This is a genomic window from Rheinheimera sp. WS51, assembly GCF_050936095.1.
Lineage (GTDB): Bacteria > Pseudomonadota > Gammaproteobacteria > Enterobacterales > Alteromonadaceae > Alishewanella.
This window is the reverse complement of record NZ_JBOTRC010000004.1, coordinates 48,742-64,023: the sequence shown is the minus strand read 5'-3', so window position 1 is coordinate 64,023 and position 15,282 is coordinate 48,742. Positions and strand designations below refer to the sequence as shown.

The window sequence follows — 15,282 nt, the reverse complement described above, 5'->3', positions numbered from 1 at the left end:
GTTATTCTCCTTGCTGGCCACTTTGTTGCAAGATGCTATGAACATGGCTTAAGTCTTTATCGCCACGCCCTGATAAGTTGACCAATAATACGGTTGGCTCGGTTGCTGTTGTTGCCATTTTTAATGCCTGAGCTAGTGCATGCGAGCTTTCTAAGGCTGGAATAATGCCTTCTTTGTTCGCGAGTAATTGAAAGGCAGCTAAGGCTTCATCATCATTAATAGCAATATAGCTGGCACGGCCGGTTTGTTTTAAATGGGTATGTTGTGGGCCAACGGCTGGATAGTCTAAACCAGCTGAAATAGAGTAAGACTCTTCAATTTGGCCATCTGCGGTTTGCATAATAGCAGTATAAGCGCCATGTAAAATGCCGTAGCTACCGGTGCTAAGTGCTGCGCCATGCTGATGAGTGGTTATGCCTTTACCGCCAGGTTCAACGCCAATTAAGGCAACATCTGTTTCTTTTATAAAGTCATTGAAGATGCCAATGGCGTTAGAGCCACCGCCAACACAAGCAATAACAGCATCAGGTAATTTCCCTTCGGCTTTTACTATTTGCTGCTTGGCTTCTTCACCAATCATTTTTTGGTATTCCCGAACAATAGTCGGAAACGGATGTGGCCCAGCGGCAGTGCCTAACAAGTAATGCGCGGTTGCGTAATTAGCTGACCAATCACGCATGGCTTCGTTCACGGCATCTTTTAAGGTGCCAGAGCCGCTAGTAACTGGAATGACAGTTGCGCCCATTAACTTCATGCGAAACACGTTAGGCTGCTGGCGCTCTATATCTTTAGCGCCCATATAAATGCGACAACTTAAGCCTAGTAAGGCGCAAGCTAATGCGGTGGCGACGCCATGTTGGCCGGCCCCGGTTTCTGCTATTACCTGTTTTTTACCCATCCGCTTGGTTAATAAGGCTTGGCCTAATACCTGATTAGTTTTATGGGCGCCACCATGCAGGAGATCTTCCCGCTTTAAATAAATTTTCACTAACGGATTAGGCGAAATATTCCGGCATAAAGTTAGAGGGGTTGGTCGGCCGGCATAATGAGTGAGTAACTGTTGAAATTCAGCCTGAAACTCAGGATCTTGTTGGGCGTCAACAAAAGCTTGCTCTAGCTGCTTTAAAGCTGGCACTAATAATTGCGGTACAAACATACCGCCGTATTCACCAAAATACGGATTAAGTTTTAACTCACTCATAAATAAATTCTCTGATCTGGATAAAAGTTGACTGAATTTTGTTAGTGTCTTTAATGCCAGGCGCGGTTTCTAAACCGGAATTAAAATCTAAGCCTGCAACCTCTAGCTTTAAGGCATCAGTGACATTGTCGGCATTTAAACCGCCCGCTAACATTATTGGGATCGTTGGTAATTGCTGTTGCAATAAAGCCCAATCAAAACGCAGGCCACTGCCGCCTTGCTGTGTTGGGTGAAAGCTATCTAGCAAGACTCTATCAAGGCTATGGCCTATTAAGCGGCTAAACTGCGGTAAGCTGTCTTTAATTCTATAGGCCTGCCAAATTTCACAGTTGGCGGGTAATAAAGGTTTAAGTTGTTGAATGTAATCGTCCGTTTCATCGCCATGTAATTGCACAGCACTTAGGTTTAACTGCTGGGCATGGTTGGCAACTTGTGCAACATCAGCATTGACAAAAACACCGACATAACATAACGGCGCCGCCTGCCTAATTTGTATGGCTTGTTGCAAAGTAACCGCACGCGCTGATGCAGGATAAAAAATAAAGCCGCCATATTTAGCGCCTGCAGCGTAGGCTGCTTTGGCGGCTTCAGCTTGGGTTAAACCACAAATTTTATGCTCGCCTAATACGAGATCACGCGTCGCTTGGGCTAAATTCGCTTGCGCCATTAATGAGCTGCCAACTAAAAAAGCATCGGCCACTTGTGATAAGCGACGTACTTGCTGGTTAGTATAAATGCCAGATTCTGATACAACAGTTACTCCCGTGGGGATAAGCTTTGCTAGCTCGAAGCTGGTATTTAAATTGGTATCTAAGCTGCGTAAATCACGGTTATTGATGCCAATTAATTCGGCATTTAATGCGACGGCTCGCAAGGTTTCTTCTTTATTACTGACCTCGGTTAAAACCGTCATGTTCAGTGATTTAGCCACAGCGGCTAATTCGCTATATTCGGCATCATCTAACACCGATAACATCAGCAATACGGCATCAGCGCCACAGTGTCGGCCTAAATAAATTTGATAGCTATCAATAATAAAGTCTTTATGTAATAACGGCTTATTTACTAAAGCTCGCATAGTGGCTAGGTAGTCATAGTTGCCTTGAAAGAACGTCTCATCTGTTAATACTGAAATACAATCGGCATATTGACTGTAAACGTCAGCTAATTGCTGCAAGTCGAAGTCAGGACGAATCAAGCCCTTAGACGGCGAGGCTTTTTTACATTCTAAAATAAACCTTGGCCCAACTTGTTGTAACGCAGCTAAAAAATCATGTTGGCTAGGGACTAACTGAATTTTAAAGCTTGGTAATGGCTTTTGCTGCTTTAATGCCGCCACTTCGCCTTTTTTATGCTCAATAATGTTGGCTAAAACGTTAGGCATAGCCTCATTACTTATGGTCATGGCTTACTTCCTTAAACTGTTGCAGGGTGTTGTAGGCTTGCTTGGTTTGTAGCAACTGTAAAACTTGTTTTGTATTAGCTATTAAATCATCGCCTAAGCCAGTAATTTTCATCATAGCGGCAACATTAACAGCAACTGCCTGATTATGAGCAGCTGCGCCTTGGCCTTGTAATATAGCTAAGGTTGCCGCAGCATTTTCGGCCGGTTCACCACCTGCTAGCTCGCTTAATGGGGTTGTGGCTAAACCAAAATCACGAGGCGTTAAGGTAAATTGACGAATTTCACCTTGGTGTAACTCTGATACTGTTGTTGGGCCATGCAGGGCTATTTCGTCACAACCACTACCATGCACTACCCAAGCGCGCTTTACACCAAGCTGCTGCAAGGCCTCGGCCATGACGTTACATAACTTGGCATCATAAACGCCAAGTAATTGAAAATCAGGACAAGCTGGATTAACTAAAGGCCCTAACAAATTAAAAATAGTCCGGCTTTTTAAACTATTACGTACCGGCATAGCGTGCTTAATGCCAGCATGATACTGGGGGGCAAATAAGAAGCTGCAACGACTTTGCTTTAAGCTAGTCGCAGCTTGCTGTGGTGTCATGGCAATATTAACGCCCAATTGTTCCAGTAAATCGGCAGAGCCTGAGCGCGATGACACACTGCGATTACCATGTTTAATTACCGACATCCCCATAGCCGCGGCGACAATAGCGGCGGTAGTTGAAATATTAATGCTATCGCTGCCATCTCCCCCTGTGCCACAGCAATCTATACTAGGGCTAATTCGCTCGGGTAGTTTAAGGGCAGTTTGCCGCATCGCACTGGCAGCGCCGGCAATTTCAGCTGCTGTTTCACCGCGCATTTTCAGCGCGACTAATAAAGCAGTTAAATGTATCGGCTCAACTTCGCCTTTAACGACAGCAGTAAAAAACTGCTCGGCTTGCTCAAAGCTAAGTGACTGGCCAGTTAAGCTGTGCTGGACTAAATCTAACACAGTTGAATGACCTGTTGGGTTTATTGGCGCTTTTACCGCGGCTAAAACAGACTGACTCATGCTTGGCTCCGTAATAAATACGCAATGCTTTGCTGTAAAAGCGGCTTGCCTAAAGTAGTTAAAATAGATTCGGGATGAAATTGAAAGCCCAGCATACGCTGCTCTTCGTTAATTACCGCCATGGGAATATGGCGCTCGCTAGCTAACAAGGTTAAGGCATTAGGTAGCTCTGTTGCCATTAATGAGTGATAACGGGCAACGGTAAAAGGATTAGGTAAGTTGGCAAAAACAGTATGTTCAATCAATGAGATGGCAGACGTTTTGCCATGAATTGTTTCACCTGCACAGCCGACGGTTCCACCAAAGTGCTCAACTATGGCTTGATGACCTAAGCAAATGCCTAGTATTGGAATATCACCGGCGCAGAGCTTAATTAATTCAGGCATACAACCGGCTTTAGCTGGGCTGCCCGGGCCTGGAGATAATACTAATAACACCTTATCGGTTTCAGCTTGCATTTGCTGGTAAATATAAGCCGCTGGTACGGTGTTTCTGTACAGTCTAACGGTAAAGCCCAGTTGAGCAAATTCATCGACTAAGTTGTAACTAAAGGAGTCGATATTATCCAGTAAGTAAATAATGCTCATAATTTATACCTCAAGTGCTGAACTAGTTGCTGCTGTGTTTGATGTGGTGACGGGGGCTGATGTTGTGGCATGAGCACTTAAAATGGCATTAATTACCGCTTGAGCTTTACTGCGGGTTTCGTTGGCTTCATCTTGTGGTACAGAGTCGAACACGACACCAGCACCGGCTTGAATATAAGCGGTATTATTAGCAACATAAGCAGAGCGAATAACAATGCAACTATCAAAGTCGCCATTACCGGTTAAATAACCAACAGCCCCGCCATAACTGCCTCGGCGCTTGCCTTCTACGCCACGAATTAACTCAGCGGCTTTAACTTTAGGCGCACCCACTAAAGTGCCCATATTCATGCAAGCCTGATAAGCATGTAAGGCGTCTAGCTCAGGTTTTAAGGTGCCAATAACGCGAGAAACTAAGTGCATAACATAAGAGTAACGGTCAACCTTAAGTAACTCTTTAACATAGCGACTCCCGGCAACGCTTATTCTGGCAACATCATTACGGGCTAAATCAACGAGCATCAGATGTTCGGCTTTTTCTTTTTCGTCTTGGCGTAGCTCTAATTCAATTCGGCTATCTAGGTCGTGATCTATACTGCCATCAGCGGCAAAACCACGGCGTCGCGTGCCAGCGATAGGGTAAATTTCAACTTGGCGGTTACTTTGCTCATATTTAAGAGCCGACTCAGGCGATGCGCCAAATAAAGTAAAAGCGGCATCTTGCAAATAAAACATATAAGGGCTGGGGTTTTGTTGCTTTAACTTAGCGTAAGCGGCAAATGGATTGGGGCAGGCTAGGCTAAAACAGCGAGAGGGGACTACTTGAAAAATATCGCCGGCGACGATGCGCTGTTTTAATTGCTCTACTTGAGCCATAAAAGTTTCATCGCTGATATCCACGTTAACCTCTGGGTTTATAGCTTTATCAGAAGTGGCCTTAGAAGCCGTGGCTAATGGGCTAGTTAAGAGTTGTTTAAATTGCTCCAGACGGTTGCCAATAGTAAAACAGTTGGTTGGCGCTTGCTCGCCACAAAAAACATTACCAATAAGCCGGCTTTGCTTAGTTTTATGATCAAGCACTAGCAAGGTTTCTGCTAAATAAAATACATAGTCTGGACATTGGTTTTCTGCCATAGGCACATCGGGTAATTGCTCAACGGTAGCCACCATGTCATAGCTTATAGCCCCCCCTAAAAACACGGCATAAGCTTCATCTGAATGACATCGTAATTGTTGCTGAATTAAACGCAGAGCACTAAAAGGATTCGGTTGTAATAAGCGTAGGTTTTCTTCTAACAGCGGATCGGGTTGGCTAAAGGTAAGTTGCAGTAGTTTAGGGCTTAATAGGGTTTGCGCTAAGGGCTTCAGTTTCTCGGCTAAATAGGGCAGTAAACTTTGGCCATTAGCACTTACTGCCGTGATTGCTACCTGTAAGCCATTGCATTCTATGCGTAAGGCGGCATCAAGTAGCATTATGCTTTTAACACTATTTTTACTGTCAATTTCAGCCGACTCAAGCAGCATAGAATAATGGCTGCTGGCACTAAGTTGCTGGAAGCGGCTTAATACATCCTTAGGGTAAGGAACCGGCAGCGTCATACTGGCTACTTCGCCGCTTACTTGGGTTATGTGGCTAAAAATCATTTTTTATTATGTCCTTAATTATCAACAGCTTTAATAGTTTTTCTAAAGTGATTGTTTTTTGCTGACGCGGACATATAAAAAAGCCCGCTTCTTGCGAAAACGGGCTTCAGGTAATTACAGCGAATACAACGCCTTACACACGCCCGTTGGGAATGTGCCACCACCAATTGATTAAGGTTAAGCTTGTTGTAAATTGCATTAGTAATTACATCAGTATGAGTTAAGTTGCCAACATCAAACCGCAAAACGGGCTAGTGCGTCAAGACTTTACTTAGAAAAAAGTTAAAAAAATGCAATAAAAACCATTTTTAAGCCTGTTTTGGTGAAAATAGGCATCGCTTATTTTGTGCTTAGTGGTAGCTGTGCGACAATAAGGCATAATTTGAGGTGCAGATGAAAATTGATTTACACAGCCATACTTTTTGTTCCGACGGTGTGCTTTCGCCTACTGAGTTAGTTATTCGCGCCGTGGATAAAGGCGTAGATGCGTTAGCCATTACCGATCATGATACTGTTGCTGGGCTTGCTGAAGCTAAAGAGAGCATTTCTAAGCAACAATTGCCGTTGCAACTGATAAATGGTGTTGAAATTTCAACAAGTTGGCAAAACTTTGAAATTCATATTGTTGGTTTAAATATTGACCCAACAAATGCATGTTTTTTGCAGCAGCTAGCCAGTCAGCAGCAACGCCGATTAGAGCGGGCTGAAGAGATGGCGCGTCGTTTAGCTAAAAGTAATATTCCGGATGTATTGCCAGCGGTGTTAGCACTTGCTAACGGTGCAGCCCTAACTCGAACACACTTTGCTCGACATTTGGTGAATATTGGTCAAGCCAGTAGTATGAATAATGTGTTTAAGAAGTTTTTAGGCCGAGGCAAAATTGGCTATGTACCAAATAGCTGGGTTGAGATGGCCCAAGCGGTGCAGTGGATCCAAGCCGCGGGCGGAGAAGCCGTGCTGGCGCATCCACTCAAATATAAAATAAACACTAAATGGTTAAAGCGTTTATTAGCCGATTTTGCTGCGGCTAAGGGCGATGCCGTTGAGATTATTTCCCCCCAGCAAACCCCACAACAACGCCGAGATTTATGGGCCTTATGCCAACAGCATGGCTTTTCAGCTTCTGTGGGATCAGACTTTCATCAGCCAACAACTTGGAATGAGCTGGGAAAAAACCTATATTTACCTGACGATGTGCTTCCTGTTTGGCATCATTGGCCGTTAGCACAAACGGCAAAAGGGAATTTAAGCAATTAATTTTCATTAGCCCCTTTGCTAAAAATTAAAAATAGAACGAAAGTAGAGTAACTATGAGCCAATTTTTTCATATTCATCCTGACAATCCACAACAGAGATTGTTAAAACAAGCCGTGCAAATAATTAGGCAAGGCGGTGTTGTTATTTATCCAACAGACAGTGGCTATGCTTTAGGCTGCGCGGTAGGTAACAAAGGCGCTATGGAGCGTATTATACAAATTAGACAAATAAGTGGTGATCACGACTTTACCTTAACTTGCCGCGATTTATCTGAATTGTCAGTCTATGCTAAGGTAGAAAATACCGCTTTTCGTTTAATTAAAAATAATACGCCAGGGGCTTATACCTTTATTTTACGTGGTACCAAAGAAGTGCCGAAACGTTTGTTAAATGATAAAAAGAAAACCATTGGTATTCGCATACCTGAGAACAAGGTCGCGCTGGCTTTATTAGAAGAGCTAGGTGAGCCTATGTTATCAACCAGCTTAATTTTACCCGGCCAACGTTTCGCTGAAAGTGATCCTGAAGAAATGCGCTCTCAGCTTGAAAAGCAAGTCGATTTAATTATGCACGGTGGCATTATTGGGGAAGAGCCAACAACAGTGGTCGATTTATCTGAAGATAGACCGGTTATCGTGCGTGAAGGCCGTGGTGATATTTCGCCTTTTAACTAATAACAGTCAATAATACTGTGAACGAAAATTCAGGCAAAAAGCCAACTGTAAGCTCTTTTGGAGAGAATCCTCAGACTATAAAGACGCTTACAGTACAGCAGCCTTTGCCATTAGCTTTTGTTCGTGGCGAAGCGGTGATGCAGCATCCGGATGATCTTTATATTCCACCAGGTGCGCTAGAAATATTATTAGATGCCTTTGAAGGACCGCTGGATTTTCTGCTGTATATTATACGCAAACATAAATTTGATATCGTCGATTTACCAGTTAACGAAATCACCTTGCAATACATGGAATATATCGACCTAATGCAAGGGCTTAACTTTGAGTTAGCGGCTGAATATTTAGTAATGGCCGCCATGTTAGCGGAAATAAAGTCGCGCTTGTTACTGCCTCGCCATACCGATATAGAAGCCGAGGAAGCCGACCCTAGGGCAGAGTTGATCCGCCGTTTACAAGAGTACGAAATTTATAAGCAGGCTGCGACAGAGCTGGATCAATTACCCCGTGATGAGCGAGATTGGTTTAACGCTAATGCCAGTTTAGATGACAATTTTGCGCCTTTAGTGGTTTTGCCTGATGTTGAACTAGCCGATTTAGCCTTAGCGTTAAAAGACATTGTTAAACGCAGTAAAGACTTTCAGCATCATCATATCAAGCGTGAAAACCTGTCTACCCGAGAACGAATGAGTCAAATATTAGCCTTACTGGCAGAGCATAATGGTTATTTAGCTTTTAGTGCCTGTTTTGAACCTAGTGAAGGCCGAACTGGGGTGGTAGTGAGTTTTTTAGCTATATTAGAGTTAAGTAAAGAAAAGCGGATCGACATTGTTCAAGTTGAAGCTTATGCGCAAATACATGTCAAACTAGCAATAAGTGAGGCATAATGGCGACGAAAATTAATGATGCCCAATTAACCCAATTAATTGAGGCGGCTATTTTCTCTGCAGATAAGCCACTAAGCGCAGCTCAGCTGCAAGCAACCGTATTAGAAGGCTTAGCTGTTAGTAAAAAACGCTTAAACGCAGTGTTAGAGCAACTTATTGCAGATTACGCAGGCCGTGGCGTCAGTTTAAACTTAACTGCGTCGGGTTATCGTTTTCAAACTAAACCTGAGTTAAGTGATTATTTAGCGCGATTATGGCCAGAGCGCTCCCCTAGGTATTCGCGGGCGGTATTAGAAACCTTAGCATTAATTGCTTATCGCCAGCCAATTACTCGGGGGGAAATTGAAGACATTCGTGGTGTGTCAGTAAGCAGCCAGATTATGCGTACTTTAGTTGATCGCGAGTGGGTGAAACTAGTGGGCCATAAAGAAGTACCTGGCCGTCCTGGTCTTTATGCTACTACCGATGTTTTTTTAGATTATTTTGGCTTACAAAATTTAAGCCAATTACCCGAATTGCCTGAGTTTCAGGCTATGAGTATAGATTTAGCAGACACTGTCGGGATGACAGAGGAGATACATTAATGAGTGAAAAAAGTAAAAGCAAAAAAGTTGTTGGTGAAAAATTACAAAAAGTGTTAGCTCGCGCAGGCGTGGGTTCAAGACGAGAAATGGAACAATGGATAAGCAGTGGCCGAGTAACAGTAGATACGAAACCTGCTGTTTTAGGTGACCGAGTTACTGAGACCCAACAAATTCGGGTTGATGGCCATCCGGTACAAATTACCACTAAAGCTGAGCAAATTTGCCGGGTTATTGCTTATCATAAGCCTGAAGGTGAAATATGTTCACGCACTGATCCTGAAGGAAGACCGACGGTATTTAGCCGCTTACCTAATATTAAAGGGGCACGCTGGATTGCCATTGGCCGCTTAGATATAAATACCTCCGGCTTGTTATTGTTTACTACCGATGGCGAGCTAGCCAATAGGCTAATGCATCCACGGTTTGAAGTTGAGCGTGAATACGCTGTTCGGGTATTTGGTGAAGTAAACGATGCCATCATCCAACGCTTAAGAACGGGCGTAGAATTAGAAGACGGTAAAGCTAATTTCAAGAAAATTAAAGCGCTACCGGGTGAAGGTTTAAACCGCTGGTTTCATGTTGTGCTTACCGAAGGCCGTAACCGTGAAGTACGCCGGATGTGGGAGTCGCAAGGCACTGTGGTCAACCGATTAATACGAGTGCGTTATGGTGATTTATTGTTACCAAAACATTTGCCTGCGGGTGGATATGCTGAATACGCCTTAGAAGACGTAAACTATTTACGTAAGCTAGTCAGCTTACCTTTAGAAGAGCAAAGCTTAGTTAAACCTGAAGATCGCAATGAACGTCGCCGCCGTATGGCAGGCATGAGACGTGCGGTACGTAAGCACCAAATTGCCAGTAAAACAGAATCTAAGCGTGGCGATAAACCTGCTGCAGCAGAAAAGCCGGCTGCATCTAAGCCCAGCAAGCCAGTAGCAAAACCAGGGCAAAGACCCACTAAGCCTACTACGGGTAAAACACCTGTTACGCGTAAGCCGCCTAGAAAACCAACTGGCAAAAAACCAACACGCGAGGGTAGAGGTTAATATAAGTTAAAGTGGCTGTAGCTGGAACAAGCTTGATTAAGCTAGTCCTGTACATAGGGTTATGTACAGGACATCAAGCAAACTAGTTTTGTCTGTAAAGTAAAAGCAGAGTATTAGCTAGAATTTTAGTTATAGCCATTAGGATTAGTTGACTGCCAATGCCAGCTATCACGCACCATGTCTTCTAGTGTTTTCTCAGCCCGCCAACCTAGCAAGGTTGCAGCTTTATCCGGTTGGGCATAGCAAGTAGCAATATCACCAGGACGACGCGGCACTATTTGATAAGGCACTGCGACCTTATTAACTTGGCTAAAGGCGTTTACCATATCTAATACACTATAACCGACACCCGTGCCTAAATTAATCGCGGTAATGCCGTTATTTTTATTGAGGTATTGCAAAGCTTTAACATGGCCTAAGGCTAAATCTACCACATGAATATAATCGCGTACGCCTGTGCCATCAGGGGTGGGGTAGTTATTACCAAAAACACTTAACTGGTCACGCTTACCTACTGCTACCTGCGAGATAAAAGGCATTAAATTATTAGGAATGCCGTTAGGATCTTCACCAATGCGGCCACTATGATGGGCACCCACAGGGTTAAAATAGCGCAATAGGCTAATAGCCCAGTCAGGCTCTGCGGCAACTAAATCTTCAAGAATATGCTCAATCATCAGCTTACTTTGGCCATAAGGGTTAGTCGCTGAACGCGGTGTAGTTTCAGGGATTGGTACTTGCTTGGCATCACCATATACTGTCGCTGATGAGCTAAATACCAACTTTTTAATCTTAAACTCGCGCATAACTTGGCATAGCGTCACTGTGCCTGTCACATTATTATCATAGTAATGCAGTGGGTATTGAGTAGACTCACCAACGGCTTTTAAACCAGCAAAGTGAACAACAGCTGTAACCTTATAATGAGTAAATAACTGTCGTAAAGCTTCAGGGTCACGAATATCCCCTTCAATGCTAATGATTTTTTTATCTGTAAGCTGTTGTACTCGATTTAAGGCTTCGGTGGAGCTATTGCTGTAGTTATCAAAACTAATAACATTAAAGCCAGCATTGACTAATTCTAACGCAGTATGGCTGCCAATGTAGCCAGCGCCACCGGTGAGTAAAATATATTCCATGCCTTTTAATCCTTATGGCAGTACTTTCTTAAATGGTTTTACAGTCGACTTTACATAAACGCCTGCAGCTAAGTATGGGTCGGCATCGGCCCAGCTTTGTGCTTGCTCAAGGCTGGCAAATTCTGCTATCACTAAGGATCCAGTAAAACCTGCGCTACCGGGATCATTGCTGTCGATAGCGGGGAGTGGCCCGGCAACAAATAATTTATTTTCCGCTTTTAATTGCTCTAAACGAGCCAAATGCGCTGGTCGAGTAGCTAAGCGCTGAGCGAGACTATTGGCTGCATCTTCAGAGTAAATCATATAAAGCATAGAGAAAAACCTTTTAAAGCACTTAAATTGAAGCTGGAACTTTAGCAGATGCGCTTACTGAAACCAATGACAAAAAATGCAGCCATCAAACCCATCGGAGCAGTGTGGCACTAGGATTTGAGCCATTTGCCTGCTATTGTGCAAAGCACAATAAAAAATTGTATTCTAACAATAAAAACTCAGGGAGTCCGCGTAGCAATGAAACGTGAACAATTTAGCTCAAGTCTCGGCTTTGTATTAGCTGCAGCAGGGTCAGCAGTAGGGATTGGTAACTTAGTTGCCTTCCCTGTGATGGCCAGTAAAAACGGTGGTGCAGCATTTCTTATTATGTATGCTTTTTTTGTGTTTTTTATCTGCTTGCCTGTGATGCTAGCCGAAATGAGTTTGGGTCGTCACACACGGCAAAATCCGTTAGGCGCTTATACTGAAATAGGTAAAAGTGCTGCATGGCGCGGTGTGGGTTGGTTATCGGTATTAACACCTTTTATGATAGCGGTATTTTATTTAGTGATCACGGTGTGGATTTTTGGCTATTTAGCTAAGTCGACTCTGGGGCAATTAACTGAGCTGGCGGCGCCAAATAGCTTTGGTAGCTTTATCAATAGCAATGAACTCTTTATTTATATGGCTATTGTGGTTGGTTTAACCTTCTTAATTTTACAAGGTGGCGTGAAGCAAGGCATTGAAAAAGCCGCTAGGGTATTAATGCCGATGCTGTTTGTGATGCTGATTATTTTAGTGGCTTATGTTTTAACCTTGGATAACGCCATGCTAGGGGTGAAGTTTTTCTTGATACCCGACTTTACTAAAATGACAGGTCAGGTTTTAAATGGCGCGCTAGCCCAAGCTTTTTTCTCGCTGTCTTTAGCTATGGGTATTTTAGTGACCTATGGCTCTTATATTCAAAAGAATAATAATATTGTTCATGCGGGTAAAATGGTTGCGGGCTTATCGTTATTAGTTGCCTGTTGTTCAGGCTTATTAATTTTGCCTGCCGCTTTTTCATTTAATCCAGATATTCAGATGAGTGAGTTATCTGAATCTAGTATTAGTATGATTTTTACCTTTTTACCGAAAATCTTTTTAGCTATGCAAGCAGATATTGGCTATATAGGCGCATCTTTTGTGGCTAGCTTTTTCTTTTTATTAGTGTTTTTTGCAGCCTTAACTTCTTTAGTGTCAATTATTGAAGTACCAGTGGCAAGTTTAATGGATGGCAAAGGTGTGAGTCGCCGTACTGCCTTATATACCTTAGGTGGCTTGATGATAGCACTAGCGATTATCTGTGCTTTATCCTTTGGCCGGGTAGATGTATTTAGTAGTTTAACCAGTTATGGTGCGGGTGCGAATGGCTTGCCAATTAATAAATCTTTTTTTGATTTAATCTACGATATTTTTTATGAAACGATACTGCCGTTAAATGGTTTATTACTGTGTTTATTTGTTATTTATCGTTGGAAAAAAGTGAATTTAGATGCCGAAATAAGCCAAGGTAATAATAGTTTTGCTGGCTCTTTTTTACAGAAGTATATTAACTTTTCGCTTGGGACCTTTATTCCATTTATTTTAGCGGTAATTTTTGTTAATACAGTATCTACTATCTTCTTTGGTAATAATCTTTTATTTAACTAATGTAGTAAATGACTTTTAGCCATATAAAAAGGCAGCGAATTCGCTGCCTTTTTTATGTTTGTTTAATTAAAAATAACAGGTTACTTAGCTAACTTTTGCTGAAGGGTTGCTAGGGTATCCGCTATGTTTAATAACTCTTTTTCACCGGTGCGACGGTTTTTATATTCGATTTGCTGGTTATCTAAGTTACGCTCACCAATTACAATACTGTGAGGAATGCCCATCAGCTCGATATCAGCAAACATAACGCCGGGGCGTTCTTTGCGATCATCAAATAAGACTTCAAAGCCAGCAGCCGTTAATTGGTTATAAAGCGCGGTAGTAGCTTCTTCTATCCGCACTGATTTATGCATATTCATTGGAATTAAAGCAATTTGGAAAGGTGCTATAGCGTCTGGCCAAATAATGCCATTGTCATCATGATTTTGCTCTATTGCGGCGGCAATAATGCGAGATACACCGACACCATAACACCCCATGGTCATTATTTGATGCTTGCCAGCTTCATTAAGCACGCCAGCTTTTAACGCTTGAGAGTAGGTATCACCTAGCTGGAAGATGTGGCCTACTTCAATGCCGCGTTTAATCACTAGGTTGCCTTTACCGCAAGGACTAGGATCACCTGCGACAATATTGCGAATATCGGCTTGCTGATAATTTTTAATATCACGATCCCAGTTAACCCCAGTAAGGTGGTAACCGTCTTTATTCGCGCCTACAACAAAGTCTGCTAGCACAGCGACACTGCGATCGATAATAACCGGTACTTCAACGCCAACCGGCCCTACAGAGCCAGCACTGGCACCTAGTAGGTTATTTAGCTCTTGTTCGGTAGCAAATTGCAGAGGGGCTTTTATCTGTGGCAGCTTTTCGGCTTTAATTTCATTTAATTCATGATCACCGCGTAATACTAGGGCGACAAGTTTGACCTCAGTGTTTGTTGTTTCCTCATCGGTCTCAGCTGCATGGACAAAAAGGGTTTTTGCTATTTGGCTTGGTGCAATATTTAATAATTGTGCAACCTCAGCGACAGTGCCAGCATTTGGTGTCGCGACTTCTGTCATCGTTTGGCTAGGTGCTGGTCGTTCTGTCGTTGGCGCTATAGCCTCGGCCATTTCAATATTAGCGGCGTAATCACTGCCATCAGAAAAGGCGATAGCGTCTTCACCTGATGCCGCTAAAACATGAAACTCATGAGACATGCTGCCGCCTATGGCGCCAGTATCAGCCAATACAGGGCGGAAATTTAAGCCTAAACGATTAAAAATATTACAATAAGCTTGATACATTGCATCATAGGTTTTTTGCAAACATTCTTGGCTTAAGTGAAATGAATAAGCATCTTTCATTAAAAATTCGCGTGCCCGCATTACACCAAAACGTGGCCGGCGTTCGTCACGAAACTTGGTTTGAATTTGGAACAAATTTAATGGTAGTTGCTTGTAGCTTGTGACTTCACGGCGAACTAAATCGGTAATCACTTCTTCATGGGTTGGGCCAAGAGCATAATCACGGTTATGGCGATCTTTAAAGCGCAATAATTCTGCGTCCATTTTATCCCAACGGCCAGACTCTTGCCATAATTCAGCTGGCTGTACCATGGGCATTAAAACCTCAATAGCACCGGCTTTATTCATTTCTTCACGGACAATTTGCTCTACTTTACGTAAAACACGGATCCCGGTAGGTAGGTAGGTGTACATGCCCGAAGCTAAGCGGCGGATCATACCTGCACGCAGCATAAGCTTATGACTAATAACTTCAGCATCTGCTGGTGTTTCTTTAACGGTTGATAGTAAGTACTGGCTGCTGCGCATGGCGATCTCTATATGCAGTGAAAAAATTAGCGCT

General features: G+C 43.1%; 14 protein-coding genes. 6 read left to right on the top strand and 8 right to left on the bottom strand.

The genetic code is table 11. From position 1 onward, the window contains the following. Position 1: 1 nt before the first annotated feature. From trpB to ACRCA4_RS07095, 5 genes are read right to left on the bottom strand one after another with little or no spacing between them, the layout of a single operon-like run. The gene (gene trpB / locus ACRCA4_RS07115) at positions 2 to 1,201 is read right to left on the bottom strand and encodes a tryptophan synthase subunit beta (protein ID WP_433186178.1); all 1,200 of its coding nucleotides are present in this window, start codon (positions 1,199 to 1,201) and stop codon (positions 2 to 4) included. Then, entirely contained in the window at positions 1,194 to 2,606 is a 1,413-nt protein-coding gene (gene trpCF, locus ACRCA4_RS07110) for a bifunctional indole-3-glycerol-phosphate synthase TrpC/phosphoribosylanthranilate isomerase TrpF (protein ID WP_433186175.1), read from the bottom strand. The genes trpB and trpCF overlap by 8 nt, the downstream gene beginning before the upstream one ends. Beyond that, the gene (gene trpD, locus ACRCA4_RS07105; RefSeq protein ID WP_433186172.1) at positions 2,593 to 3,666 is read right to left on the bottom strand and encodes an anthranilate phosphoribosyltransferase; all 1,074 of its coding nucleotides are present in this window, start codon (positions 3,664 to 3,666) and stop codon (positions 2,593 to 2,595) included. Before trpD ends, trpCF begins: the two co-directional genes overlap by 14 nt. Further along, positions 3,663 to 4,253: an aminodeoxychorismate/anthranilate synthase component II gene (locus ACRCA4_RS07100; RefSeq protein WP_433186170.1), complete on the bottom strand. Its 591-nt coding sequence runs from the start codon at positions 4,251 to 4,253 to the stop codon at positions 3,663 to 3,665. Before ACRCA4_RS07100 ends, trpD begins: the two co-directional genes overlap by 4 nt. Before the next feature lie 3 nt (positions 4,254 to 4,256). Beyond that, complete coding sequence (locus ACRCA4_RS07095) at positions 4,257 to 5,897, bottom strand: anthranilate synthase component 1 (protein ID WP_433186167.1); 1,641 nt, start codon at positions 5,895 to 5,897, stop codon at positions 4,257 to 4,259. Positions 5,898 to 6,290: 393 nt separating this feature from the next. On the opposite strand from ACRCA4_RS07095, the gene rnm reads away from it, so the two are divergent. The 5 genes from rnm to rluB all read left to right on the top strand — a co-directional run bounded on the left by rnm (position 6,291) and on the right by rluB (position 10,348). Then, positions 6,291 to 7,154, top strand: coding sequence for an RNase RNM (gene rnm, locus ACRCA4_RS07090; protein WP_433186165.1), 864 nt, complete (start codon positions 6,291 to 6,293; stop codon positions 7,152 to 7,154). 53 nt (positions 7,155 to 7,207) lie between these two features. Further along, positions 7,208 to 7,828: an L-threonylcarbamoyladenylate synthase gene (locus tag ACRCA4_RS07085; protein WP_433186162.1), complete on the top strand. Its 621-nt coding sequence runs from the start codon at positions 7,208 to 7,210 to the stop codon at positions 7,826 to 7,828. Positions 7,829 to 7,965: 137 nt separating this feature from the next. After that, on the top strand, positions 7,966 to 8,715 hold the full coding sequence (locus ACRCA4_RS07080; RefSeq protein ID WP_433186635.1) for a segregation and condensation protein A: 750 nt from the start codon (positions 7,966 to 7,968) through the stop codon (positions 8,713 to 8,715). Then, positions 8,715 to 9,299, top strand: a complete 585-nt coding sequence (scpB, locus tag ACRCA4_RS07075; RefSeq protein WP_433186159.1) for an SMC-Scp complex subunit ScpB — start codon at positions 8,715 to 8,717, stop codon at positions 9,297 to 9,299. Before ACRCA4_RS07080 ends, scpB begins: the two co-directional genes overlap by 1 nt. Continuing rightward, positions 9,299 to 10,348: a 23S rRNA pseudouridine(2605) synthase RluB gene (gene rluB, locus ACRCA4_RS07070; protein ID WP_433186156.1), complete on the top strand. Its 1,050-nt coding sequence runs from the start codon at positions 9,299 to 9,301 to the stop codon at positions 10,346 to 10,348. The genes scpB and rluB overlap by 1 nt, the downstream gene beginning before the upstream one ends. 125 nt (positions 10,349 to 10,473) lie before the next feature. Here rluB and galE read toward each other — a convergent pair whose 3' ends face one another. Beyond that, a complete protein-coding gene (gene galE, locus ACRCA4_RS07065) occupies positions 10,474 to 11,487 on the bottom strand; it encodes a UDP-glucose 4-epimerase GalE (RefSeq protein WP_433186153.1) in 1,014 nt (337 codons plus the stop codon). A gap of 12 nt (positions 11,488 to 11,499) precedes the next feature. After that, positions 11,500 to 11,799: a YciI family protein gene (locus ACRCA4_RS07060; protein ID WP_433186151.1), complete on the bottom strand. Its 300-nt coding sequence runs from the start codon at positions 11,797 to 11,799 to the stop codon at positions 11,500 to 11,502. 198 nt (positions 11,800 to 11,997) lie between these two features. Between ACRCA4_RS07060 and ACRCA4_RS07055 the strand changes: the two genes are divergently transcribed. Further along, positions 11,998 to 13,431 (top strand): sodium-dependent transporter, encoded by a 1,434-nt coding sequence (locus ACRCA4_RS07055; protein ID WP_433186148.1) that lies wholly within the window; start codon positions 11,998 to 12,000, stop codon positions 13,429 to 13,431. A gap of 80 nt (positions 13,432 to 13,511) precedes the next feature. Here ACRCA4_RS07055 and ACRCA4_RS07050 read toward each other — a convergent pair whose 3' ends face one another. Next, complete coding sequence (locus tag ACRCA4_RS07050; protein ID WP_433186145.1) at positions 13,512 to 15,248, bottom strand: proline--tRNA ligase; 1,737 nt, start codon at positions 15,246 to 15,248, stop codon at positions 13,512 to 13,514. Positions 15,249 to 15,282 lie beyond the last annotated feature (34 nt).

Coding starts and splice junctions, on each gene's coding strand:
- ACRCA4_RS07060 (WP_433186151.1), bottom strand. CDS start 11,799: ATGCTTTATATGATTTACTCTGAAGATGCAGCCAATAGTCTCGCTCAG.
- galE (WP_433186153.1), bottom strand. CDS start 11,487: ATGGAATATATTTTACTCACCGGTGGCGCTGGCTACATTGGCAGCCAT.
- ACRCA4_RS07085 (WP_433186162.1), top strand. CDS start 7,208: ATGAGCCAATTTTTTCATATTCATCCTGACAATCCACAACAGAGATTG.
- ACRCA4_RS07095 (WP_433186167.1), bottom strand. CDS start 5,897: ATGATTTTTAGCCACATAACCCAAGTAAGCGGCGAAGTAGCCAGTATG.
- trpCF (WP_433186175.1), bottom strand. CDS start 2,606: ATGACCATAAGTAATGAGGCTATGCCTAACGTTTTAGCCAACATTATT.
- scpB (WP_433186159.1), top strand. CDS start 8,715: ATGGCGACGAAAATTAATGATGCCCAATTAACCCAATTAATTGAGGCG.
- rnm (WP_433186165.1), top strand. CDS start 6,291: ATGAAAATTGATTTACACAGCCATACTTTTTGTTCCGACGGTGTGCTT.
- trpB (WP_433186178.1), bottom strand. CDS start 1,201: ATGAGTGAGTTAAAACTTAATCCGTATTTTGGTGAATACGGCGGTATG.
- trpD (WP_433186172.1), bottom strand. CDS start 3,666: ATGAGTCAGTCTGTTTTAGCCGCGGTAAAAGCGCCAATAAACCCAACA.
- ACRCA4_RS07055 (WP_433186148.1), top strand. CDS start 11,998: ATGAAACGTGAACAATTTAGCTCAAGTCTCGGCTTTGTATTAGCTGCA.
- rluB (WP_433186156.1), top strand. CDS start 9,299: ATGAGTGAAAAAAGTAAAAGCAAAAAAGTTGTTGGTGAAAAATTACAA.
- ACRCA4_RS07050 (WP_433186145.1), bottom strand. CDS start 15,248: ATGCGCAGCAGCCAGTACTTACTATCAACCGTTAAAGAAACACCAGCA.
- ACRCA4_RS07100 (WP_433186170.1), bottom strand. CDS start 4,253: ATGAGCATTATTTACTTACTGGATAATATCGACTCCTTTAGTTACAAC.
- ACRCA4_RS07080 (WP_433186635.1), top strand. CDS start 7,966: ATGCAGCATCCGGATGATCTTTATATTCCACCAGGTGCGCTAGAAATA.